Annotated in this window: 21 protein-coding genes and 3 pseudogenes; 6 read left to right on the forward strand and 18 right to left on the reverse strand. The window is 54.5% G+C overall.

Annotated features, from left to right (window positions below; all coding sequences use genetic code 11):
* Positions 1 to 24: 24 nt before the first annotated feature.
* The 15 genes and pseudogenes from BLW24_RS19880 to BLW24_RS19955 form a co-directional block, all read right to left on the reverse strand.
* Entirely contained in the window at positions 25 to 1,164 is a 1,140-nt protein-coding gene (locus BLW24_RS19880; protein ID WP_090386286.1) for a phage/plasmid replication domain-containing protein, read from the reverse strand.
* Positions 1,165 to 1,769: 605 nt separating this feature from the next.
* The gene (locus tag BLW24_RS19890; RefSeq protein WP_090386288.1) at positions 1,770 to 2,000 is read right to left on the reverse strand and encodes a hypothetical protein; all 231 of its coding nucleotides are present in this window, start codon (positions 1,998 to 2,000) and stop codon (positions 1,770 to 1,772) included.
* 192 nt (positions 2,001 to 2,192) lie between these two features.
* Positions 2,193 to 3,464 carry a zonular occludens toxin domain-containing protein gene (locus BLW24_RS19895; RefSeq protein ID WP_090386275.1) on the reverse strand — a complete coding sequence of 424 codons (1,272 nt, stop codon included), beginning with the start codon at positions 3,462 to 3,464 and terminating at the stop codon, positions 2,193 to 2,195.
* Positions 3,465 to 3,469: 5 nt separating this feature from the next.
* Entirely contained in the window at positions 3,470 to 3,760 is a 291-nt protein-coding gene (locus BLW24_RS19900; protein ID WP_090386276.1) for a hypothetical protein, read from the reverse strand.
* Between the two features lie 3 nt (positions 3,761 to 3,763).
* Entirely contained in the window at positions 3,764 to 5,251 is a 1,488-nt protein-coding gene (locus BLW24_RS25730) for a hypothetical protein (RefSeq protein WP_139272717.1), read from the reverse strand.
* Between the two features lie 142 nt (positions 5,252 to 5,393).
* Positions 5,394 to 5,612, reverse strand: coding sequence for a hypothetical protein (locus BLW24_RS19905; protein ID WP_090386277.1), 219 nt, complete (start codon positions 5,610 to 5,612; stop codon positions 5,394 to 5,396).
* A 248-nt stretch (positions 5,613 to 5,860) separates the two neighbouring features.
* A complete protein-coding gene (locus tag BLW24_RS19915) occupies positions 5,861 to 6,154 on the reverse strand; it encodes a hypothetical protein (RefSeq protein ID WP_090386282.1) in 294 nt (97 codons plus the stop codon).
* A 68-nt stretch (positions 6,155 to 6,222) separates the two neighbouring features.
* Complete coding sequence (locus BLW24_RS19920; RefSeq protein WP_090386284.1) at positions 6,223 to 6,456, reverse strand: hypothetical protein; 234 nt, start codon at positions 6,454 to 6,456, stop codon at positions 6,223 to 6,225.
* A 160-nt stretch (positions 6,457 to 6,616) separates the two neighbouring features.
* Entirely contained in the window at positions 6,617 to 7,756 is a 1,140-nt protein-coding gene (locus BLW24_RS19925) for a phage/plasmid replication domain-containing protein (protein ID WP_090386291.1), read from the reverse strand.
* A 605-nt stretch (positions 7,757 to 8,361) separates the two neighbouring features.
* Entirely contained in the window at positions 8,362 to 8,592 is a 231-nt protein-coding gene (locus BLW24_RS19935; protein ID WP_090386288.1) for a hypothetical protein, read from the reverse strand.
* A gap of 192 nt (positions 8,593 to 8,784) precedes the next feature.
* Positions 8,785 to 10,056, reverse strand: coding sequence for a zonular occludens toxin domain-containing protein (locus tag BLW24_RS19940; RefSeq protein WP_090386275.1), 1,272 nt, complete (start codon positions 10,054 to 10,056; stop codon positions 8,785 to 8,787).
* A gap of 5 nt (positions 10,057 to 10,061) precedes the next feature.
* Entirely contained in the window at positions 10,062 to 10,352 is a 291-nt protein-coding gene (locus BLW24_RS19945; RefSeq protein WP_090386276.1) for a hypothetical protein, read from the reverse strand.
* Positions 10,353 to 10,355: 3 nt separating this feature from the next.
* On the reverse strand, positions 10,356 to 11,351 hold the full coding sequence (locus tag BLW24_RS25735; protein ID WP_167360415.1) for a hypothetical protein: 996 nt from the start codon (positions 11,349 to 11,351) through the stop codon (positions 10,356 to 10,358).
* A gap of 182 nt (positions 11,352 to 11,533) precedes the next feature.
* Positions 11,534 to 13,089 (reverse strand): annotated as a pseudogene (gene tnpC / locus BLW24_RS19950) (IS66 family transposase).
* 181 nt (positions 13,090 to 13,270) lie between these two features.
* Positions 13,271 to 14,026 (reverse strand): annotated as a pseudogene (locus BLW24_RS19955) (IS5 family transposase); the annotation flags it as partial.
* A gap of 64 nt (positions 14,027 to 14,090) precedes the next feature.
* Between BLW24_RS19955 and BLW24_RS19960 the strand changes: the two are divergent.
* On the forward strand, positions 14,091 to 14,579 hold the full coding sequence (locus tag BLW24_RS19960; RefSeq protein WP_244161219.1) for an FUSC family protein: 489 nt from the start codon (positions 14,091 to 14,093) through the stop codon (positions 14,577 to 14,579).
* 33 nt (positions 14,580 to 14,612) lie between these two features.
* Positions 14,613 to 14,963: a hypothetical protein gene (locus tag BLW24_RS19965; RefSeq protein WP_090386293.1), complete on the forward strand. Its 351-nt coding sequence runs from the start codon at positions 14,613 to 14,615 to the stop codon at positions 14,961 to 14,963.
* A gap of 80 nt (positions 14,964 to 15,043) precedes the next feature.
* Here BLW24_RS19965 and BLW24_RS19970 read toward each other — a convergent pair whose 3' ends face one another.
* Together BLW24_RS19970 and katG are read right to left on the reverse strand one after the other, a co-directional pair.
* A complete protein-coding gene (locus tag BLW24_RS19970; RefSeq protein ID WP_420875041.1) occupies positions 15,044 to 15,514 on the reverse strand; it encodes an ATP-dependent zinc protease family protein in 471 nt (156 codons plus the stop codon).
* Between the two features lie 227 nt (positions 15,515 to 15,741).
* Positions 15,742 to 17,952 (reverse strand): catalase/peroxidase HPI, encoded by a 2,211-nt coding sequence (gene katG, locus BLW24_RS19975; protein WP_090386297.1) that lies wholly within the window; start codon positions 17,950 to 17,952, stop codon positions 15,742 to 15,744.
* 206 nt (positions 17,953 to 18,158) lie between these two features.
* Here katG and BLW24_RS19980 point away from each other — a divergent pair, with 206 nt between their 5' ends.
* Entirely contained in the window at positions 18,159 to 18,365 is a 207-nt protein-coding gene (locus BLW24_RS19980; protein WP_090387808.1) for a hypothetical protein, read from the forward strand.
* Positions 18,366 to 18,534: 169 nt separating this feature from the next.
* Positions 18,535 to 18,789, forward strand: coding sequence for a cupin domain-containing protein (locus BLW24_RS26245; protein WP_208600244.1), 255 nt, complete (start codon positions 18,535 to 18,537; stop codon positions 18,787 to 18,789).
* On the opposite strand, the pseudogene BLW24_RS26675 reads toward BLW24_RS26245, so the two are convergent.
* Positions 18,752 to 19,291, reverse strand: a pseudogene (locus BLW24_RS26675) (DUF1203 domain-containing protein). The gene BLW24_RS26245 and the pseudogene BLW24_RS26675 sit on opposite strands and share 38 nt — an antisense overlap.
* On the opposite strand from BLW24_RS26675, the gene BLW24_RS19995 reads away from it, so the two are divergent.
* Positions 19,278 to 19,853, forward strand: a complete 576-nt coding sequence (locus BLW24_RS19995; protein WP_244161220.1) for a hypothetical protein — start codon at positions 19,278 to 19,280, stop codon at positions 19,851 to 19,853. The pseudogene BLW24_RS26675 and the gene BLW24_RS19995 overlap by 14 nt on opposite strands.
* 73 nt (positions 19,854 to 19,926) lie before the next feature.
* Entirely contained in the window at positions 19,927 to 20,427 is a 501-nt protein-coding gene (locus BLW24_RS20000; protein ID WP_090386303.1) for a disulfide bond formation protein B, read from the forward strand.
* Positions 20,428 to 20,699: the final 272 nt, after the last annotated feature.

Genomic DNA, 20,699 nt, shown 5'->3' on the forward strand with positions numbered 1-20,699 from the left:
CGCAAAAAACGCGGTCGTGAATAATCATGCGGCCACCTGCTGAAGGTGGTTAGGGCGCTGATACCAAGAAGGTATCTGTAAATTCATTACCTTATTAATTTCACGAGACTGACGAACGAAGACCGGAGCAAAGCGGCTGGTATCACATGCATTACGAATGTTGATGCCAATACGATTAAGCCGAGCTGCGTGAGTCTCAAATGCACGCTGTGAGACGTTATGAGGCTGGCCATGCATCCAAATAAGGGCATGCGATGCGGTAGCGTTTGCGGAGGCTCTGCCCTTGCAGATTCCTTCCTCAATAAGCTTGTCAGCAATCGTCATCATGCCCATAGCTGTAACCTTCAATCGGTCGTCGACCTTCAAAAACTCGTCGTGGAGTTCGGCATATCGCCTTTCGTCAAAGAAGCCCCAGTAGCTGAGGTTTTCGCGCTGGAGAAGCTCACTTTTTAGCTCCTGCTCCATACGAACAACGCCATGCTCAGCGCAGTAGTTGCGGACACGCTGGGCATAGGCAAATTCGGAGGATGTTTCGCCATAAAGGCGCTTGAGCTTGGGCAGCAGGTTGGCATCCATTTCGAACGCCTTGTCATATGCCTTGCGATACTGGAGCCGACCGCCTTTACCATTACCCTTTGGCGTCCAAGTCACTGATCGGCCGTTTGGATAGAGGAAGCCGATTGAATGGCCAATACGCTGGCTAGAGACGCCACGGAGATAGGCAAGTACGTTGCCCTCACCTACCGAGACGTTAGTGGTTAGGTCGATACGCTCTATCTTTGCGCCGTCGCTAACCATCTGTTCATCAAAAGTACCTTTGAAGCCCTGCACTTGGCGCTGGCTAAAAATGGTGCCTTTGGTGAAGCCAGGAAGGCCGTATTGCGCCAGAAGTGAGTTGTAGACAGAAATACACTGGTCAATAGTGGTAAAGCCGAAAAGGTTATCTAGACGCCCTACTCGGCTTGGATTTCCTTCAACACGAACTTTGCGTCCCTGGACATGAATCGTCACAGATGTTGAGTGACTAGCTTCATGCTTAAAACGGGGCTGCCGACTGCTAAGAATTTCGTTTGTATTGGCGTCTATAGTGAGCGTGAAAACGTCACAGACGACCGGGAGGTCGTGGGCGTGTTCCTGCGAAACTGTGAGCCAATCGATAAGCATGTCGACAAATCACTTTGTTGATATGCGGCGGATTGTGTATTTGTCGACAAATCGCTGTCAATACATTTCAGCAGGTAAAACGTAGAATCCACGAGGAAAAGCCCATGGAGTCAAAAGACATGACAGACCAGCTACGTCTCACGAAGGACGAGCAGGAGTTGCTGCGGAAAAAGTCTATAGAAATCAATAACATACTAATAAAGCACGGACACAGACCGCTAGACGATCCCAAGCTTTTGCATAAAATCCTTGAAATATCATTGCCTTACGTGAGGGCAAAGCCTGACGGGGAGCTGTGGATTGAAGTGTGACCGAAGAACTCTTCGGTAAAGTGGGGGTGTAACAGCACCCCCACCCGTTCGCGCGCGAATCCGAAGGCGAGAGAGGCACCGACGCTGCCGGACGTTCGTCCTCTGCTTGGCAGGGGTTCCCCCTAGCGCAAAGCGCTACCCCAAATGACTATGACGACGAACACTGAGGCACGCTAAGAGCCGATTTGCTGTCGCGTGTGTACCTGAAGGGATTTACCTCCGGGACCCACCACCGAATGAACCTGACGTGCTTCTGCCGATGCGAAAAAGCAGGTTGATCAATGAAGGGGGTGGTCAGAGGTCGAGGATCTTCCGGGCAAGTACCTGGAGGTCAGAAACGAGAGCATCGAGGCTGGAGGATTCAGCATCGAGCTGGGCGAGCCTGGAGCGCATCTGCCGAAGGTCAGCAACAAGTCGCGGGTAATCAGTCAGCACATGGCACACCGCATCCAGGGCATCCCTGGACGGTGCGTAGAGCTGTGCTTGTTTGATCAGATGAGGCGGGATATCGAGGGGCGTTCGCATAATGGCCGTTACATTAAATCGGCCCTGGAGGCGTTGCCAGTATCCAGAGCCGCTTGAACGTAACGCCTGTGAATTATGCGAAGCCTCTAGTCAGGAAGGCGCCAGAACGGCGCTGTGCTTTGCGTTCTACGCGATCTGGTATCACGCAGCGGGTTTTAATCAAAAGCGCTCAGAAAACGATTCTAGGCGGTTTTATTCGAACGGGATGGTTCGCGGCGCTCTGGATGTGTCTGCAACGATAACCGGTGATCTGGCTGGCGGTTGAACTGGTGCTGCTGTGGCTACTGCGCTCTGTTCGCTCTGCTCACCGCGCGCAGTAGTCACAGCGGCAACGGTTTGAACCTGGGGCGGCAATATGCCGGTAGCGGTTTGCTGACCAGTCCAGGGCGTTATGCGCTCACCATCAACGTCACAGTAAACATCAATTTCACCCTCGTAATACTGGCAATCAGTGATGGCAACAATGCGGCGCATACCGGTAACGGTAGCAAGCAAGACTTGGCGGTTTAGATCTGGGTTTGGGTCTGATGCCTTGGATTTGTCGAGATAACCAGCAACGCGCCAGGTAGTGGATAAGACCACCTTAGGGGGCTGATCTGCAGGGACGACTGTAGTAACAACCTGCTCTGAAAGTAACGGACTAGTAACAGGCTCAAGACCTGGAGGCGGCGGATTTACCATAGCTGGGGATTGTTCAGGCTGAATTGCTGGGACTGACTTAGATTCCTTTGGTTGAACTGGGGCTTGAAGATAATCAAGTACAGCGATAACACCGAAAATAGGCCCGAGAGTGCCGAATATCAGACAGAACCATAGCCACTTGGAATGCCAAATATTGGAGCGTTTGTCTGCCATGGTTTCGTCACCAGCAGAGACGCTATCTGACTGGGTTGCACTGCGGTAGTACTGGTAAATCTCTGGCTTATAGGTGCCAGTGGTTTGCCGGATAAGGAGGCGCTTCGGAGGGTTATCACCGGTGGGACAACCCTTGTAAATATCGACGCGGAATCGCTTGGTTGAACCAAGAGCATCGAGCTTTTCCATACGGTAGGCATGGGCAACCAGCTTGCGAACCCAGGAACTCAAGTCGGCTGCATCCTGGGTGACCAGAATCACGCGCATAGCCTTGCCGGTGGCGTCTACGCGATGGCGGTGCTCTTTGAGTAACGCCATGTCCTGGACAGGAACCTGATTAACCTTTTGGCCTGACGGATACTTGCGCCAAACCTCGTCGAGTATCAGCACGCAACCGTTCGGAATGCTTTCGGAAAACTCAATATCCTCGTACCAATCATCGGGCAGCTGGGTTATTTCGCCGCCATAAACGGAGGTGAGCAAAGATACCTCTAAGGGAATGTTGGTAACTACGTGCCTCCCCTCTTTCAACGAAGGAATAACGCAGTACTCAACTACACCGTATGACTTGCCAGAGCCTGGAAGGCCCATGTATGCGTCAATTGCCATAATGATTACCTTCCGATGAATGGGATTTTTGACCAAACCCAGCGAGTGGTTATGGCACTGATAACTAGCTGAATTCCCCAGTTGAACTGTATCAACTGAAGAAAGTAGCCAAAGGGGCCAGTCCACTGGGCGAGCAAGGAAACAGCCTGATCGAGAAATTCAGGCGGAACTTGATCACTAATAAAGTCGGCAATCTCAGCAAGAAAGTCTGAATAAAGCTTCTTTGGATACCAGCCTAAAAGCTCCATTAACCAGTCTAAAAAATTGCTTATTTGCAACTTGATCCAATCAATCATAAGTCACCCGAAGAATATCCAAACAGCGGCAAGCGCCCATAGGGTTTTAGCAATGAGAGTTATTAAATCCTCATTACCAGCAATAACAGCGCAATGGCCGTCATAAGTTACTGGGCCGAGAAGCTCAGTTTGACCCGTAAAAGTTGGACAAGCACCGCCAGAGGGAGCTTGGAGCTGACGCAACTTAGAAGGAATAGGCGAATTATCAACAGTATCGAAAAAAGTTGTAGTGGACTCAGCAAAGCTAGGAACTTCTTCTAGTTCTGGAAATGGAATATCAGCACCACCGCCCTCTCCTTCGCCGCAGTCGTCACCAGTGCAGTCGCCGAAGCCGTCACCGTCGCCATCGGGGTTGCCATTTTTATCGGGGCAGTTATCACCTGTACAAGTGCCAGAGACACTCTCAGTAGTGCCATTGCCATCCTTGATAGTGGTAGTTGTCGTAGTGGTGGTTTTGGTGGTACAGGCGCTGCCTTTGCAGCTTGTAGCGGTCTGAACATCGGTTTTAGTGATCTTAGTCTTACCGTCTGGCTGAGGCTTAGTATCGACCTTAGTTGCAATACTAATGCCCTCTCCTACTGCCTTGTTAAGGGCTTCTGAGCACTTGAATTCGGAACCTACAAAACCGCACTTTGTTTTACCCTCAGAGGCTTCAAACTTGGAGCTGACACAGACCTGATTGCCCTGGGAATCGGTAGTGTAAGTGCATGGCTTCTGCTCTTTCTTTTTCTCAAGCTCTTTGAGGGTGCAAGCTGGAGAACCAGGGTCAGCACAGATAGTGTCTGATGGTTTTTGCCCGCTACCAGTAGCTGGCGGAGTGTAATTGCCAGTTAGGACGGTTGAGGCCTTGCACTTGTATGTGCCGGGCTGAGAAACACCAGGGACGAGTACGCCCTCGCTAAAGTATGGGACAGCAGGTGTTGGAGGAAAATACTTGCAATCTGCCTCTGGCTTGAAACCTTCAGCGGTTGAAACTTCGCAACCATCTTTATTCTGCATGGCTTCAGCCTGGGGAGGGCCGCCGGGTGTTTCATACATCCAGAATCGACGGACGCCTCCAGTACCCGCGTAATACTTACATTGTGTTTGAGGGAGAGCTGTATTGAGGCTAACGCAAACACCGCCTTGAATAACGCGAGGCGGTGCTACGGATTCATCAAAACAAACAGAGCCATCTGGGTCGACGGGAGAAACGCACTTGCCGAGTAGAATGTCATAAGTTGAATTAGGGTCAGCACATTGATCACCGTAGCGATAAATATAAAGATTGAAGCCGTTACCGGGACTAGTTACTACACGGCAAACCCAAAAAGAGGAGTGGGGGTCACAGAACTGGACACTATGCCAACCATTACCGGTAATTGTAGCTTGGGCAGCCGCTTGGGGCGTGGGGCCTTGATGGTTCCCGGCGCCGTGGGCTTGCCAATAATAGGCCTGAGCAAAAGAAGAAGATGAAAATAGAAAAAGGGCAATTAAAATTATTGAACGCATTAGATACACCCTTAAAGACCATGAAAGAAAGAGTGAGCGGCAAGAATTCCGGTTATGAAAAAAACGAGTCCATACAAGTCAGCCATCGTTATTACCTCGAATAAAAAAGGGCCGGTTAAGGCCCTTTATGCTGTAGGCGCTGTTACTTGCCGCCGCGAGCCATGGAAACGAGCTTGTAGATACCGAAAGAGAGAGCAGCGACGCCGAGGAGGATTACGCCAATGGCGACCATGCCGCCCTTTACGGGAGCCATTTCGGCAGTAGCTGCGGCGGTCATGTCGGCCAGACCTTCAGCGAAGGCAGGCGAAGCGATGATTAGAGTTGCAGCACCGGCGGCGAGAAGTTGTTTCAGTTGTTTCATATGTCACCTCAGAAGGGTTTGTGCTTTTGAACGAAGTGGTACAGATACCTGACCGAGAAGGAGACAACCCCTAACGTCGTGTACAGGCTGAATCCGAGGACTACAGCGAGGCCCATTTGTACTGGATCAAGCTGTACGACCTCGAAAGGTGCAGGGACTGGAACAAGTGTCCAGACCCCATTACATAGGGGGGCACCGTCAGCAGCGACTGTTACGTCACCGTCGCAAATGAGAGTGCCAGCGGCCATTTAGCTGGCAGCCTGTACGCGAGAAGTAGCCGCGGCCGAAAGCTTGCGAGCCTGGCGCGGATCGATGTCAATGGTGATGCGTTCGTCTTTAACACCGATGGTCAAATCGGCTTCATATTCGCCGGCCTGGAGTACTTCGCTCGGCTGAGTGCAGTAGTACGAAAACTTTTGAGGAAACGGGACGCCGGGCAGATGCGCGTAGGCTTCGGCCATCGTGTAAGGCTTGCCAGAACCCTTGGCAGTGCCAGAACGGTAATTGCCAGTAGTGGTGATTTTCATAGTCAGTGCGGTCATGGTGTTGCCCTCTTGCTAGTGGCAGCTCAGCGCGTTGGCTGGCCGTTGGTTTGCCCTTGTGGGCGGAATCAGTAGCCCATCCATTCGGCAATGCAGGACGTGCCTTTTTCTTGCCGTTCGACGAACCAAAATTTTTCGGGTTTAGCGCCCTGCTCTTTCCGAAGTTCAACCGCGGCTAGTGCCTGATCGACGGATTCAGCCAAAACCGGATTAAGAAATGCGGTACGGGTCTGCTGCTGGAAAGCAAGGTTGCGACGCTGGCCAGCGCTGAGCTGAGTGCCCTGGAAGCTGACGGTTTTCATGCGGCAACCTCTGAGCAAGCTGCGTCAAGGCAATCAGGGCATATGGCAAATTCAGGCGGCAGGCGGTGGTCTGCAATCAGGTCTGGAGACTGGGCAGGCTGGGCCATTAGCTGACCCATTGACGTCTCACAGAGGTCGCAAAAAACGCGGTCGTGAATAATCATGCGGCCACCTGCTGAAGGTGGTTAGGGCGCTGATACCAAGAAGGTATCTGTAAATTCATTACCTTATTAATTTCACGAGACTGACGAACGAAGACCGGAGCAAAGCGGCTGGTATCACATGCATTACGAATGTTGATGCCAATACGATTAAGCCGAGCTGCGTGAGTCTCAAATGCACGCTGTGAGACGTTATGAGGCTGGCCATGCATCCAAATAAGGGCATGCGATGCGGTAGCGTTTGCGGAGGCTCTGCCCTTGCAGATTCCTTCCTCAATAAGCTTGTCAGCAATCGTCATCATGTCCATAGCTGTAACCTTCAATCGGTCGTCGACCTTCAAAAACTCGTCGTGGAGTTCGGCATATCGCCTTTCGTCAAAGAAGCCCCAGTAGCTGAGGTTTTCGCGCTGGAGAAGCTCACTTTTTAGCTCCTGCTCCATACGAACAACGCCATGCTCAGCGCAGTAGTTGCGGACACGCTGGGCATAGGCAAATTCGGAGGATGTTTCGCCATAAAGGCGCTTGAGCTTGGGCAGCAGGTTGGCATCCATTTCGAACGCCTTGTCATATGCCTTGCGATACTGGAGCCGACCGCCTTTACCATTACCCTTTGGCGTCCAAGTCACTGATCGGCCGTTTGGATAGAGGAAGCCGATTGAATGGCCAATACGCTGGCTAGAGACGCCACGGAGATAGGCAAGTACGTTGCCCTCACCTACCGAGACGTTAGTGGTTAGGTCGATACGCTCTATCTTTGCGCCGTCGCTAACCATCTGTTCATCAAAAGTACCTTTGAAGCCCTGCACTTGGCGCTGGCTAAAAATGGTGCCTTTGGTGAAGCCAGGAAGGCCGTATTGCGCCAGAAGTGAGTTGTAGACAGAAATACACTGGTCAATAGTGGTAAAGCCGAAAAGGTTATCTAGACGCCCTACTCGGCTTGGATTTCCTTCAACACGAACTTTGCGTCCCTGGACATGAATCGTCACAGATGTTGAGTGACTAGCTTCATGCTTAAAACGGGGCTGCCGACTGCTAAGAATTTCGTTTGTATTGGCGTCTATAGTGAGCGTGAAAACGTCACAGACGACCGGGAGGTCGTGGGCGTGTTCCTGCGAAACTGTGAGCCAATCGATAAGCATGTCGACAAATCACTTTGTTGATATGCGGCGGATTGTGTATTTGTCGACAAATCGCTGTCAATACATTTCAGCAGGTAAAACGTAGAATCCACGAGGAAAAGCCCATGGAGTCAAAAGACATGACAGACCAGCTACGTCTCACGAAGGACGAGCAGGAGTTGCTGCGGAAAAAGTCTATAGAAATCAATAACATACTAATAAAGCACGGACACAGACCGCTAGACGATCCCAAGCTTTTGCATAAAATCCTTGAAATATCATTGCCTTACGTGAGGGCAAAGCCTGACGGGGAGCTGTGGATTGAAGTGTGACCGAAGAACTCTTCGGTAAAGTGGGGGTGTAACAGCACCCCCACCCGTTCGCGCGCGAATCCGAAGGCGAGAGAGGCACCGACGCTGCCGGACGTTCGTCCTCTGCTTGGCAGGGGTTCCCCCTAGCGCAAAGCGCTACCCCAAATGACTATGACGACGAACACTGAGGCACGCTAAGAGCCGATTTGCTGTCGCGTGTGTACCTGAAGGGATTTACCTCCGGGACCCACCACCGAATGAACCTGACGTGCTTCTGCCGATGCGAAAAAGCAGGTTGATCAATGAAGGGGGTGGTCAGAGGTCGAGGATCTTCCGGGCAAGTACCTGGAGGTCAGAAACGAGAGCATCGAGGCTGGAGGATTCAGCATCGAGCTGGGCGAGCCTGGAGCGCATCTGCCGAAGGTCAGCAACAAGTCGCGGGTAATCAGTCAGCACATGGCACACCGCATCCAGGGCATCCCTGGACGGTGCGTAGAGCTGTGCTTGTTTGATCAGATGAGGCGGGATATCGAGGGGCGTTCGCATAATGGCCGTTACATTAAATCGGCCCTGGAGGCGTTGCCAGTATCCAGAGCCGCTTGAACGTAACGCCTGTGAATTATGCGAAGCCTCTAGTCAGGAAGGCGCCAGAACGGCGCTGTGCTTTGCGTTCTACGCGATCTGGTATCACGCAGCGGGTTTTAATCAAAAGCGCTCAGAAAACGATTCTAGGCGGTTTTATTCGAACGGGATGGTTCGCGGCGCTCTGGATGTGTCTGCAACGATAACCGGTGATCTGGCTGGCGGTTGAACTGGTGCTGCTGTGGCTACTGCGCTCTGTTCGCTCTGCTCACCGCGCGCAGTAGTCACAGCGGCAACGGTTTGAACCTGGGGCGGCAATATGCCGGTAGCGGTTTGCTGACCAGTCCAGGGCGTTATGCGCTCACCATCAACGTCACAGTAAACATCAATTTCACCCTCGTAATACTGGCAATCAGTGATGGCAACAATGCGGCGCATACCGGTAACGGTAGCAAGCAAGACTTGGCGGTTTAGATCTGGGTTTGGGTCTGATGCCTTGGATTTGTCGAGATAACCAGCAACGCGCCAGGTAGTGGATAAGACCACCTTAGGGGGCTGATCTGCAGGGACGACTGTAGTAACAACCTGCTCTGAAAGTAACGGACTAGTAACAGGCTCAAGACCTGGAGGCGGCGGATTTACCATAGCTGGGGATTGTTCAGGCTGAATTGCTGGGACTGACTTAGATTCCTTTGGTTGAACTGGGGCTTGAAGATAATCAAGTACAGCGATAACACCGAAAATAGGCCCGAGAGTGCCGAATATCAGACAGAACCATAGCCACTTGGAATGCCAAATATTGGAGCGTTTGTCTGCCATGGTTTCGTCACCAGCAGAGACGCTATCTGACTGGGTTGCACTGCGGTAGTACTGGTAAATCTCTGGCTTATAGGTGCCAGTGGTTTGCCGGATAAGGAGGCGCTTCGGAGGGTTATCACCGGTGGGACAACCCTTGTAAATATCGACGCGGAATCGCTTGGTTGAACCAAGAGCATCGAGCTTTTCCATACGGTAGGCATGGGCAACCAGCTTGCGAACCCAGGAACTCAAGTCGGCTGCATCCTGGGTGACCAGAATCACGCGCATAGCCTTGCCGGTGGCGTCTACGCGATGGCGGTGCTCTTTGAGTAACGCCATGTCCTGGACAGGAACCTGATTAACCTTTTGGCCTGACGGATACTTGCGCCAAACCTCGTCGAGTATCAGCACGCAACCGTTCGGAATGCTTTCGGAAAACTCAATATCCTCGTACCAATCATCGGGCAGCTGGGTTATTTCGCCGCCATAAACGGAGGTGAGCAAAGATACCTCTAAGGGAATGTTGGTAACTACGTGCCTCCCCTCTTTCAACGAAGGAATAACGCAGTACTCAACTACACCGTATGACTTGCCAGAGCCTGGAAGGCCCATGTATGCGTCAATTGCCATAATGATTACCTTCCGATGAATGGGATTTTTGACCAAACCCAGCGAGTGGTTATGGCACTGATAACTAGCTGAATTCCCCAGTTGAACTGTATCAACTGAAGAAAGTAGCCAAAGGGGCCAGTCCACTGGGCGAGCAAGGAAACAGCCTGATCGAGAAATTCAGGCGGAACTTGATCACTAATAAAGTCGGCAATCTCAGCAAGAAAGTCTGAATAAAGCTTCTTTGGATACCAGCCTAAAAGCTCCATTAACCAGTCTAAAAAATTGCTTATTTGCAACTTGATCCAATCAATCATAAGTCACCCGAAGAATATCCAAACAGCGGCAAGCGCCCATAGGGTTTTAGCAATGAGAGTTATTAAATCCTCATTACCAGCAATAACAGCGCAATGGCCGTCATAAGTTACTGGGCCGAGAAGCTCAGTTTGACCCGTAAAAGTTGGACAAGCACCGCCAGAGGGAGCTTGGAGCTGACGCAACTTAGAAGGAATAGGCGAATTATCAACAGTATCGAAAAAAGTTGTAGTGGACTCAGCAAAGCTAGGAACTTCTTCTAGTTCTGGAAATGGAATATCAGCACCACCGCCCTCTCCTTCGCCGCAGTCGTCACCAGTGCAGTCGCCGAAGCCGTCACCGTCGCCATCGGGGTTGCCATTTTTATCGGGGCAGTTATCACCTGTACAAGTGCCAGAGACACTCTCAGTAGTGCCATTGCCATCCTTGATAGTGGTAGTTGTCGTCGTGGTGGTTTTGGTGGTACAGGCGCTGCCTTTGCAGTTTGTAGCGGTCTGAACATCGGTTTTAGTGATCTTAGTCTTACCGTCTGGCTGAGGCTTAGTGTCGACCTTAGTTGCGATACTAATGCCCTCTCCTACTGCCTTGTTGAGGTCTTCTGAGCACTTGAATTCGGAACCTACAAAACCGCACTTTGTTTTACCCTCAGAGGCTTCAAACTTGGAGCTGACACAGACCTGATTGCCCTGGGAATCGGTAGTGTAAGTGCATGGCTTCTGCTCTTTCTTTTTCTCAAGCTCTTTGAGGGTGCAAGCTGGAGAACCAGGGTCAGCACAGATAGTGTCTGATGGTTTTTGCCCGCTACCAGTAGCTGGCGGAGTGTAATTGCCAGTTAGGACGGTTGAGGCCTTGCACTTGTATGTGCCGGGCTGAGAAACACCAGGGACGAGTACGCCCTCGCTAAAGTATGGGACAGCAGGTGTTGGAGGAAAATACTTGCAATCTGCCTCTGGCTTGAAACCTTCAGCGGTTGAAACTTCGCAACCATCTTTATTCTGCATGGCTTCAGCCTGGGGAGGGCCGCCGGGTGTTTCATACATCCAGAATCGACGGACGCCTCCAGTACCCGCGTAATACTTACATCGTGTTTGAGGGAGAGCGGTATTGAGGCTAACGCAAACACCGCCTTGAATAACGGTAAGCGCTCCATAGACCCCACCTCCCTCTGGAGAGGTTTTGCGTTTTACAGTGGCGTCGTTGGTTGGCAGTTCCAAGGCAGCAGCGCTTCGTAGGCTTCAACGCTGTTGGCCAGCGGCAGGCGTTCGAGGACATGGCGCAGCCAGGCGTAGGGCTCCTGGCCATTGGTCTTGGCGGTTTCCACCAGGCTGTAGAGTTGGGCGCTGGCGGTCGCGCCTTTCGGCGTGTCGCTGAACAGCCAGTTCTTGCGACCTATGACGAAGGGCCGGATCGCGCGCTCGGCAGCGTTGTTATCGATCTGCAGGTGGCCAGCCTCGATGTAGCGTTCGAGTCGGCTCCAGTTGCTCGCCAGGTAGTTCACTGCTTTGCCCAGGGCATTCTGCGCCGTGACCTGCGGCTGGGGTTTCTCCAGCCAGGTCTTGAGCTGATCGAGGAGCGGTAGGCTGTGCTGCTGGCGGCCCCGGTAGCGCTGTTCATCGCTGGCATCCTTAAGTTCGCGCTCGATGCCGTAGAGCTTGTTGATCATCCCCAACGCGATGTCGGCACGCCCGGTTTTGCCCTTCGGTTGCACCTTTTGCGCTTCGACGAACTTGCGCCGCGCATGCGCCCAGCAGGCCAGGCGCTCAACACCTTGTTGTGCGGCCACGGCGTTGAGCCGGCGTAATCGTCGGTCATCAGGTAGCCGCGATAACCGTCGAGCAGGCGCAGCGGCACCTCCTGCGCGCGGCTGGTTGTGTAGTCGAAGAGGATCACCGGTTTGCCAGGCGGGCCACCGGTCTGCACCCACATCCAGGAGTGGCTGCTCGGATCGCGCCCAGGCTCCTTGAGCACCTGCACGCGGGTTTCATCGCAGTGGATCACCGGACTGTCCAGCAGCCTGTCGCGCATCAGGTTGAGCAACGGTTGTAGCAGTTCGCCGCACTGGATCACCCAGCGCGCCAGGGTCTGCCGGGGGATGTCGATGCCATGGCGACTGAGCATCTTTTCGAAGCGATACAGTGGGATGCCGTCGGCGTATTTGCTGGTCAGCAGCATCGCCAGCACGCTCGGGCTGGCCAGCCTTTTCTCGATCAGTTGGGCCGGTTTGTCAGCGGTGACCGGCGCGCTTTCGCAGGCCTTGCAGGCATAGGTCTTGCGAATGTGGCGGATCACCTGAACCTGCATCGGGATGATTTCCAGCTGCTCGCTGGTTTCTTCGCCGATGGCCTGCTTGCGGCAACCGCATTCGCAGGTCAGTTCGTGTTCGGGCAGTTCGTGGATGACCTCGACACGCGGTAGTTCGGCCGGTAACGGCTTGCGCTTGCCGCGGCGCTTGGTCGGCGCAACGACTTCTTCCTCGACCTCAGCGGCCGGAGCTTCAGCCGCCGCTTCGGCCAGGCTTTCCGCTTCGTTGAACATCTCTAGCTGCGGTGAATCCGGGTCGCTGCTCTGCTCGGATTTACGGCCGAACAGGCGCTGGATCAACAGCGCGTTTTGTTCGCGCAGGCGCTCGATCTGCCCATCCTTGTCCTTGGCCAATTCCTGCGCCGACGACAACACCTCAGCGAGCAATTGCTTGAGCGCGGCGGGGTCATCAGGAAGGGTTTCGGGCACAGAAATCATGCCGTGGATTATACCGGCTCAGGTGACGAACCTAGGGATGGTCTGAAGTAGCCCTGTATTTCCGGTCAACTTCAGCCTCCGCTGATTTTGAAAGCGGAAAACTGATCAAAAACGATCAAGTCATCCGCTCATTTCGGTGTTTCTGGCCGCCGCGAGCACCTCGCAGCGGTCATTTCCCACATTACAGGCGCACCTCTCCTGCATTCGTCAGCAAATGTCGACGGGCCATCCACAGGTTCGACAGGGCGAACAGCGTTACCAGTTGTGCGGTGTTTTTGGCCAGGCCACGGAAACGCGTCTTCACATAACCGAACTGACGCTTGATCACCCGGAACGGGTGCTCGACCTTGGCGCGAACTTGCGCCTTGGCCTTCTCGATCTTGCGCTTGGCTTTGTACAGCGCGCTGCGCTTACTCAACGTGTTGTACGTACTGCGGCGGGCTGCGATCTGCCAGATCACTTCACGGCCTTCATGTTCTGGCCGCTTCTCTACGCCGGTGTAACCCGCGTCGGCACCCACCATGTTTTCTTTGCCGTGTAGCAGCTTGTCGACCTGAGTAACGTCTGCAACATTGGCTGCCGTGCCGACCACGCTATGCACTAAACCCGACTCGTCATCGACGCCGATGTGCGCCTTCATGCCGAAGTAATACTGGTTTCCCTTCTTGGTCTGGTGCATTTCCGGGTCACGCTTACCGTCCTTGTTCTTGGTCGAACTCGGCGCATTGATCAGCGTGGCATCGACGATGGTGCCTTGGCGCAATGACAAACCGCGGTCACCCAAATAGCCATTGATGACGGCCAAGATGCCCGCAGCCAGTTCGTGTTTCTCCAGCAATCGGCGGAAGTTGAGGATGGTGGTTTCGTCGGGAATGCGCTCCAGGCTCAGACCCGCAAACTGGCGCAGGATGGTGGTCTCGTACAGAGCCTCCTCCATATTCCCGGACACGGGCGAGGTAGATGCAAACGTCACCGCGCCGTTTCGCCTTGAGCCTGGCAGAGTGACGCGCCAGGCAATGGTCAGTGCCGCAATTTTGCTGGGGATCGTTGCGCTGTGTTTGATTGATTCGCGCCTGGCCACGGCGATGGTCATACCGATTACCGTCGCTTCGCTGCTCAGCCAGTTTGAGCTGACGATGAGCAAGCGGGCAGCTTTCGGGCTGATCGCGCTTAACCTGCTGGGCGGGGTTGCGGCCTCTCTGGCATTTACCATGATCGAAATGAAGCCCAGTCTCTGGATGGTTACCCCCACGGTGCTGCTGGTAAGCCTGCTGTTTGCCGGCAAGGCGGTAATGGGTACCACGACGGGCAAGGTATTTGGCGGCGGGCTGACGACCTTTCTGATTCTCTTTGGCCTCGGCGTTTCGCCATTGCCTGGCGAAACGCCGGAGCTGTTTTCCACGCGAATTGCCTATGTGTTGTTCGCGATTCTGTATGCCTTGTGCATGGCCAGCCTGTTCTGGCCCAAGCCGCGTAACGCCAGCCACTAATCGCTGTACTGCTGCTAATTCAGGTGCCGTTTTATGCGCAAGCTCTGGAGCAAGTACCTGGCGCTGTTGGATGCCGATTTAAGCGCCAAGATCTTCGACAACATCAAAAACCTGTTGGTTTGCGCGCTGTTGCTTGCGGCCGGCACGGATGCATTGCAGGGTAACCATCAACTCTTTATGGGGCTTTGGGCCTCAACCCTCGCCGGTTGGGGGCTGATTGCAGTGTCGGCGATTTTGCTGCTCCTAAATATCAGCGATGCCCTGCACCGGCTGTCCAAACTGCGCCACCACGTCGCATGGCAAATTATCCTGTTTTTGATTTATCTCGTCCTGGCTGTACGCCTAGTGGAAATCGTCTGGAGTTTCAGGGCGGTGTCGGTGTAGCACGGTGTTTTGACACGCCCTGCACGTCACTGACTCGCGCTATAAACAGCGCCGGCACTTATGGGCGTTGGCGCATTGGCTCAGCTGGTTTGCGTACAGCTCGGTTGCCCTGCGGAATAACGAACCCCGGGGCTAACTGCCGCGTTGAACTCTTTTAACGCGGATGAGCCAATCAACAGAGGGAATTCAAACGCACTGCGATCCGTCAGATTGACCTCGATATTTTTCAGCTCAGCGCCCACGCAAATATCCATCTCAACTACCGGACGCACTGTATACAGCTGTTTGTCGCCTGGTTTGCGATCATCGGCGCGGCGCTTGATGTAGCTCATTCGCGTCAACGGCTTTTCGATGACCTGTGCTTGTTTGGGGTTTTCCATACCTAACTGGAAACGTACCCACTCACCACCATCGCGCTTGAACATTTCAATATTTTTAGCGCTTAGCGAAGCGGTCTCGGCACCGGTGTCGAGTTTTGCGGGTAGGTTTAACGCCAGTTCCTGTAACGCAATCTGTTCGTGCAGACCGTAAATCTGTGGCTGGTTTGCCATCGCACCGGTTGTAAACAGCGCGGCGCAGAGTGTCACTGCAGCCGTGATCTGCTTGCGGGGTACGAAGGTAAGAACTGGCATAACGAGGCTCCGTTTCGGCTAGAAAGTGAAGCCACAGTAACGGGGCTGGCTGAACTGAACCTGAATCAGCCATGTGCACAGAAAATCGCCCCGCCACGGGTAACCGTGGCGGGGCGAGGTTTGTTGCGTTAAAGCGTTTTATCCGGTCACTTGAGATCGAAGCGATCCAGGTTCATCACCTTGGTCCAGGCGGCGACGAAGTCCTGCACAAACTTCGCTTGTGCATCGCTGGTGGCGTAAACCTCCGCCTGAGCGCGCAGCTGGGAGTTGGAGCCGAACACCAGGTCAACCTGAGTTGCGGTCCATTTCAGATCGCCGGTCTTGCGATCACGACCTTCCAGCACACCCTCGCTGGCAGACTTCTGCCACTTGGTGCCCATGTCGAGCAGATTGACGAAGAAGTCAGTGCTCAGGGTTTCCGGGCGCTTGGTGAACACACCATGCTGGGCTTTGCCGACATTGGCATTCAGCGCGCGCAGACCACCGATCAGTACGGTCATCTCCGGCGAGGTCAGCTCCAGCAGCTGCGCCTTGTCTACCAGCAACTCGGCGACAACGTTTTCGTAACCCTTGCGGGCATAGTTACGGAAGCCATCAGCTTTGGGTTCCAGTACCGCGAAGGATTCGACGTCAGTTTGCTCCTGAGTAGCGTCAGTGCGGCCTGGCGCGAACGACACCACAGCATCCACACCGCCCTTCTTCGCGGCGGCTTCCACCGCAGCAGAACCGGCGAGGACGATCAGATCCGCCAGGGAGATTTTCTTGCCGCCACTTGCCGATGCATTGAAGTCCTTCTGGATGGTTTCCAGCGCTGCCAATACCTTGGATAGTTCGGCAGGTTGGTTAACTTCCCAGTCCTTCTGCGGAGCGAGACGAATACGCGCGCCGTTGGCCCCACCACGTTTGTCGCTGCCACGGAAGGTAGATGCGGAAGCCCAGGCGGTGTTGACCAGTTGCGCAATCGACAGACCGGATGCCAGTACCTTGGCCTTGAGGCCTGCGATGTCCTGTGCATCTACCAGTGCATGGTTGACGGCCGGAACCGGGTCTTGCCAGATCAGCTCTTCCTGCGGCACCAGCGGGCCGAGGTAACGAGCACGTGGGCCCATGTCGCGGTGGGTCAGTTTGAACCAGGCGCGGGCGAAGGCATCGGCAAAGGCTTGCGGGTTCTGGTGGAAGTGGCGCGAAATCTTCTCGTAGGCCGGTTCCATACGCAGTGACATGTCGGCGGTGGTCATCATCGGCGGATGTTTCTTCGCCGGGTCATGCGCGTCCGGGATCAAGTGCTCAGGTTTGACGTTCTTCGGCGTCCACTGGTGAGCACCTGCCGGGCTCTTGCTCAGCTCCCACTCGTAGCCGAACAGCATGTCGAAATAGCCGTTATCCCAGGTGGTTGGGTTGGGCTTCCAGGCGCCTTCAATACCACTGGTGGTGGTGTGTACGCCTTTACCAGTGCCGAGCTTATTGATCCAGCCCAGGCCCTGCTCTTCCAACGGTGCAGCTTCCGGCTCAGGGCCGACCAGCGACGGGTCACCCGCACCGTGAGCTTTACCGAAGGTGTGGCCGCCAGCAACCAAGGCCACGGTCTCTTCATCATTCATGGCCATGCGGGCGAAGGTTTCACGCACATCACGCCCCGAGGCGACGGGATCCGGGTTGCCATCCGGGCCCTCCGGGTTGACGTAGATCAGGCCCATCTGCACGGCGGCCAGCGGGTTTTCCAGTTCACGATTGCCGGTGTAACGGCTGTGCGGTTTGTCGCTGGTGGCCAGCCACTCGGTTTCTGAACCCCAGTAGGTGTCTTCTTCCGGCTCCCAGATATCCGGACGGCCGCCGGCAAAGCCGAAGGTCTTGAAGCCCATGGATTCCAGGGCGACGTTACCGGCCAGGACGAACAGGTCAGCCCAGGACAGTTTACGCCCGTACTTCTGCTTGATTGGCCAGAGCAGTCGACGGGCCTTGTCCAGGTTGCCGTTGTCCGGCCAGCTGTTGAGCGGGGCAAAACGCTGGTTGCCAGTACCTGCGCCACCACGGCCATCGTGAATGCGGTAAGTACCCGCAGCGTGCCAAGCCATACGGATCATCAGGCCACCGTAGTGCCCCCAGTCTGCGGGCCACCAGTCCTGAGAGTCAGTCATCAAGGCGGTGAGGTCCTTGATCACGGCATGCAGATCAAGGCTCTTGAATTCGTCGGCGTAATTGAAGCCTTCCCCCATGGGGTCAGACTTGGCGGAATGCTGGTGCAGAATCTTCAGGTTGAGCTGATTGGGCCACCAATCGGCGTTCTTCGGGGCGCCTCCAGTCAAGGTGTTCTTGCCGGCACCACCCGAGAACGGGCACTTCGCTTCATTGGACATGATTCTCTCCTGTTGTATTCACCTAACGGGGTGGACTCAGCTTGGTAGCTGGACTGCAAACGAGCCAATAGGATTTGGGTATGACCGTTATAGTAGTCCGGGTATATGACTCAGTGACTATAGAGTCACAACCGTAAAGCAGCTGATAAAGTGGCGAGCATTGGCACCTATTTGCGTCGAAATTAACCGTTCCTATTCACCCTATGATGAGCGCATGCACCGTGGAACAGAGCAACCAAACACCACCTGCCAGTGACGCCGACGTACTGGCTTATATGCAGCGTCAACTGCGCTCCGGCCGAGTCAAAACCAGCGTACTGGTGAGCTTGACGCAAAAGGAATTTGCCGATGTCAGCCATGAGCGCATCGTGCAGTGCTTCAATCAGCTGGACTCTTCCCTACTCAAACGCTGAGCCTGGACAAGACAAGGAGCACAGGATGAGCGCCGAGCAGCCTGAAAACATTCTGCACACCTATCTGCATGTGCAAGACGGCGGAAAAACTGAGTAGGCTGCCGTTACCGAGCAGTTCTGGAGAGACCTGGTCAGCGGCACCCGGCCTGAGCTGGACCAGGGCAGGTTGATGTCTGCCTTCAGCTTTTCGGCAGACTGGCCCAGCTGGGAATGCCATCCAGCTGGTGAAGAGCTGGTCATGTTGCTAAGTGGCAGTGCAGTGTTGCTGCTTGAAGAAGCAGACGGCGAGCGCGAACTACTGCTTGATACGGTTGGCAGCTACGTTCTGGTGCCACAGGGTGTATGGCATACGGCCAGAACTATGCAGCCCACCACTCTACTGTTTCTTACGCCTGGTGCCGGCACCGAACATCGTCCTGTCTGACCCAGCAGGCACTGGCGCGTTCTACCCGGTACTGGAAGCAGTTGAATTTGGAGCGAATGTGCACGTAGGCCTCGCTGGAGTCGCGAAGAATCTGTTGCCAGACTGCAGTTAGCACATTGCCTGACACTACCTGGCCGTTGTCATAACGAATCCAGCCATCACCGCCGTAACCGCGGACAACTGCCTGCTCCAGATAGGCAAACCAAGCCGGCAATATCTCGTGTTCGTAGCGCTCTCAAGGCTGCTCATGCAGAAAGATCGGTCCGGTTTCGGCATAGGGCTGCAGCGTCGCAAAGGGTCGGTAAGCAAGCACCAGTTTGACTGCCCCCGGGGTTATCAGCTTCAAACAATGTCGACAGGGATTGGCCAGCCCTTCAGCCGTTCGTTGCACGGGCAACTGGCCATTGGCATCCTGGCCGCCCTGCCAGATATGCATGGCCTCGGCACTGGCGATGCCGCGAACACGTAATACAACAGGTGCTGCATCGGTGGATGGGTTCATCGCCCAGCTCCTTTTCACAGGGTGTGCGACAGACCTTAGCCAGCTGAAATTCTGCCCGCTATGCACTTCTGGCTTTCAAACTTCAGGGCTTTTGCTCAACGCCTGGTGTGCCGTTATGCTCGCGCAACCTAATGCCTTGTTAGAGGGCGCATTACTTATGTTTGGCAAATTACTGGTGACCCTTGGCATCGTGTTTTATGCCGTGGTGGTACCGATCTTCGAGTTGAACGATTCGCATGTCTTCAACCCCAGCTGGACGGCGCATGCGCGGTTGCATGAGGTCTGGCAGCTGGCGACCAATTGCGCAATTGGTCTGTACTCGTTCTGGTTGGTGTGGTGTAGGGGCAACCTGCGCTTGAGCAGCCTGATGACCCTCTTCGTCACCGGCGGCTTTCTTTTGGCCTATGCCTTACGTAACCTCTATGGCGGTTCAATGGTGTTATCCGATGGTTCGGAAAAAATGATCCTGGGCATCAATCTGGGCTTGTTTGCCTATTCGCTGGCGATCATCCTTGCGCTGCTGGCCCTGTATCTGGATCGTTCAAACAGGTCTGCAACTTAACTCTGTGCCACGCATCTGATACGTCGACACAATACTGCCCTAACCAACGCGCCAGGCCCTTTCGGAGATTCAGATGTCCCGCGCCACCTCGCTCATGCCCCTGCTCGCCCTGATTACGCTCGCCTGTTTTGCCATGCTCGGCGGGGCCTTGCTGCTGCAGCATTTAGCCGGTTGGGAGCCCTGCACCCTGTGCATTCAGATTCGCCTATGGCTGCTCTGTGGTGGCGTTGTCAGCCTGCTGATTCTGGCGCTAGAAGCCCTCGGTCTGCGCTGGCTGACCTTGCCGCTATGGCCCTTGCTGTTGGCCGCTGCGGGTATGGCGGTGTATGACAACACGCACCTGGTGCTGATCGAAACCGGCGTGCTGGAAAGTTCCAGCTGCTCGCCGTTTCCTTTCTACGCCTTTTATCTGCCGCTGCATGACTGGCTACCCAGCGTATTTATGAGCGCTGGTGTGTGCGGGCAGAACGACTACAACATTCTCGGTCTGTCGTTTACCTACTGGACCCTGCTCAGCGTCGCCCTTCTCTTGGCCCTATGTCTGTTTGCTGCCTGGCGCGCCGTGCGCCGCTGATCTCCGGCCGTACTCCCTCCTGCAGGTGGCGGTAAAACGCCACCCTTGCCTTCAATAAGCGGCTATTTGCCGATTTTTAACTGAAAATGGCGGCTTCTCGCCAGCCACTGTGCGTTCAATCACGGCCATTTCGCGGCTGTTACGGCCCTGCAGACAAATGGCCACTCTGGCATAGGCATTGCGATATAGCCGGTGCACTGCGCACGGCAACCCATCGTGCTGCCGCGCCAACCTGACAGCCTGCATCAGCCAGCCTGCTGAAACTTATCCTG

Source organism: Pseudomonas anguilliseptica, from assembly GCF_900105355.1.
Taxonomy (GTDB): Bacteria; Pseudomonadota; Gammaproteobacteria; order Pseudomonadales; family Pseudomonadaceae; genus Aquipseudomonas; species Aquipseudomonas anguilliseptica.

Excerpts from the sequence above, each read along its gene's own strand:
- BLW24_RS26245 (WP_208600244.1), top strand. The coding sequence starts at position 18,535 with ATGTCTGCCTTCAGCTTTTCGGCAGACTGGCCCAGCTGGGAATGCCAT.
- BLW24_RS19940 (WP_090386275.1), bottom strand. The coding sequence starts at position 10,056 with ATGGCAATTGACGCATACATGGGCCTTCCAGGCTCTGGCAAGTCATAC.
- BLW24_RS19935 (WP_090386288.1), bottom strand. The coding sequence starts at position 8,592 with ATGCGAACGCCCCTCGATATCCCGCCTCATCTGATCAAACAAGCACAG.
- katG (WP_090386297.1), bottom strand. The coding sequence starts at position 17,952 with ATGTCCAATGAAGCGAAGTGCCCGTTCTCGGGTGGTGCCGGCAAGAAC.
- BLW24_RS19890 (WP_090386288.1), bottom strand. The coding sequence starts at position 2,000 with ATGCGAACGCCCCTCGATATCCCGCCTCATCTGATCAAACAAGCACAG.
- BLW24_RS19980 (WP_090387808.1), top strand. The coding sequence starts at position 18,159 with ATGAGCGCATGCACCGTGGAACAGAGCAACCAAACACCACCTGCCAGT.
- BLW24_RS19895 (WP_090386275.1), bottom strand. The coding sequence starts at position 3,464 with ATGGCAATTGACGCATACATGGGCCTTCCAGGCTCTGGCAAGTCATAC.
- BLW24_RS19920 (WP_090386284.1), bottom strand. The coding sequence starts at position 6,456 with ATGAAAACCGTCAGCTTCCAGGGCACTCAGCTCAGCGCTGGCCAGCGT.
- BLW24_RS19900 (WP_090386276.1), bottom strand. The coding sequence starts at position 3,760 with ATGATTGATTGGATCAAGTTGCAAATAAGCAATTTTTTAGACTGGTTA.
- BLW24_RS25735 (WP_167360415.1), bottom strand. The coding sequence starts at position 11,351 with ATGCAGAATAAAGATGGTTGCGAAGTTTCAACCGCTGAAGGTTTCAAG.
- BLW24_RS19925 (WP_090386291.1), bottom strand. The coding sequence starts at position 7,756 with ATGCTTATCGATTGGCTCACAGTTTCGCAGGAACACGCCCACGACCTC.
- BLW24_RS19915 (WP_090386282.1), bottom strand. The coding sequence starts at position 6,154 with ATGACCGCACTGACTATGAAAATCACCACTACTGGCAATTACCGTTCT.
- BLW24_RS19880 (WP_090386286.1), bottom strand. The coding sequence starts at position 1,164 with ATGCTTATCGATTGGCTCACAGTTTCGCAGGAACACGCCCACGACCTC.
- BLW24_RS25730 (WP_139272717.1), bottom strand. The coding sequence starts at position 5,251 with ATGCGTTCAATAATTTTAATTGCCCTTTTTCTATTTTCATCTTCTTCT.
- BLW24_RS19970 (WP_420875041.1), bottom strand. The coding sequence starts at position 15,514 with ATGGCAAACCAGCCACAGATTTACGGTCTGCACGAACAGATTGCGTTA.
- BLW24_RS19965 (WP_090386293.1), top strand. The coding sequence starts at position 14,613 with ATGCGCAAGCTCTGGAGCAAGTACCTGGCGCTGTTGGATGCCGATTTA.
- BLW24_RS20000 (WP_090386303.1), top strand. The coding sequence starts at position 19,927 with ATGTCCCGCGCCACCTCGCTCATGCCCCTGCTCGCCCTGATTACGCTC.
- BLW24_RS19905 (WP_090386277.1), bottom strand. The coding sequence starts at position 5,612 with ATGAAACAACTGAAACAACTTCTCGCCGCCGGTGCTGCAACTCTAATC.
- BLW24_RS19945 (WP_090386276.1), bottom strand. The coding sequence starts at position 10,352 with ATGATTGATTGGATCAAGTTGCAAATAAGCAATTTTTTAGACTGGTTA.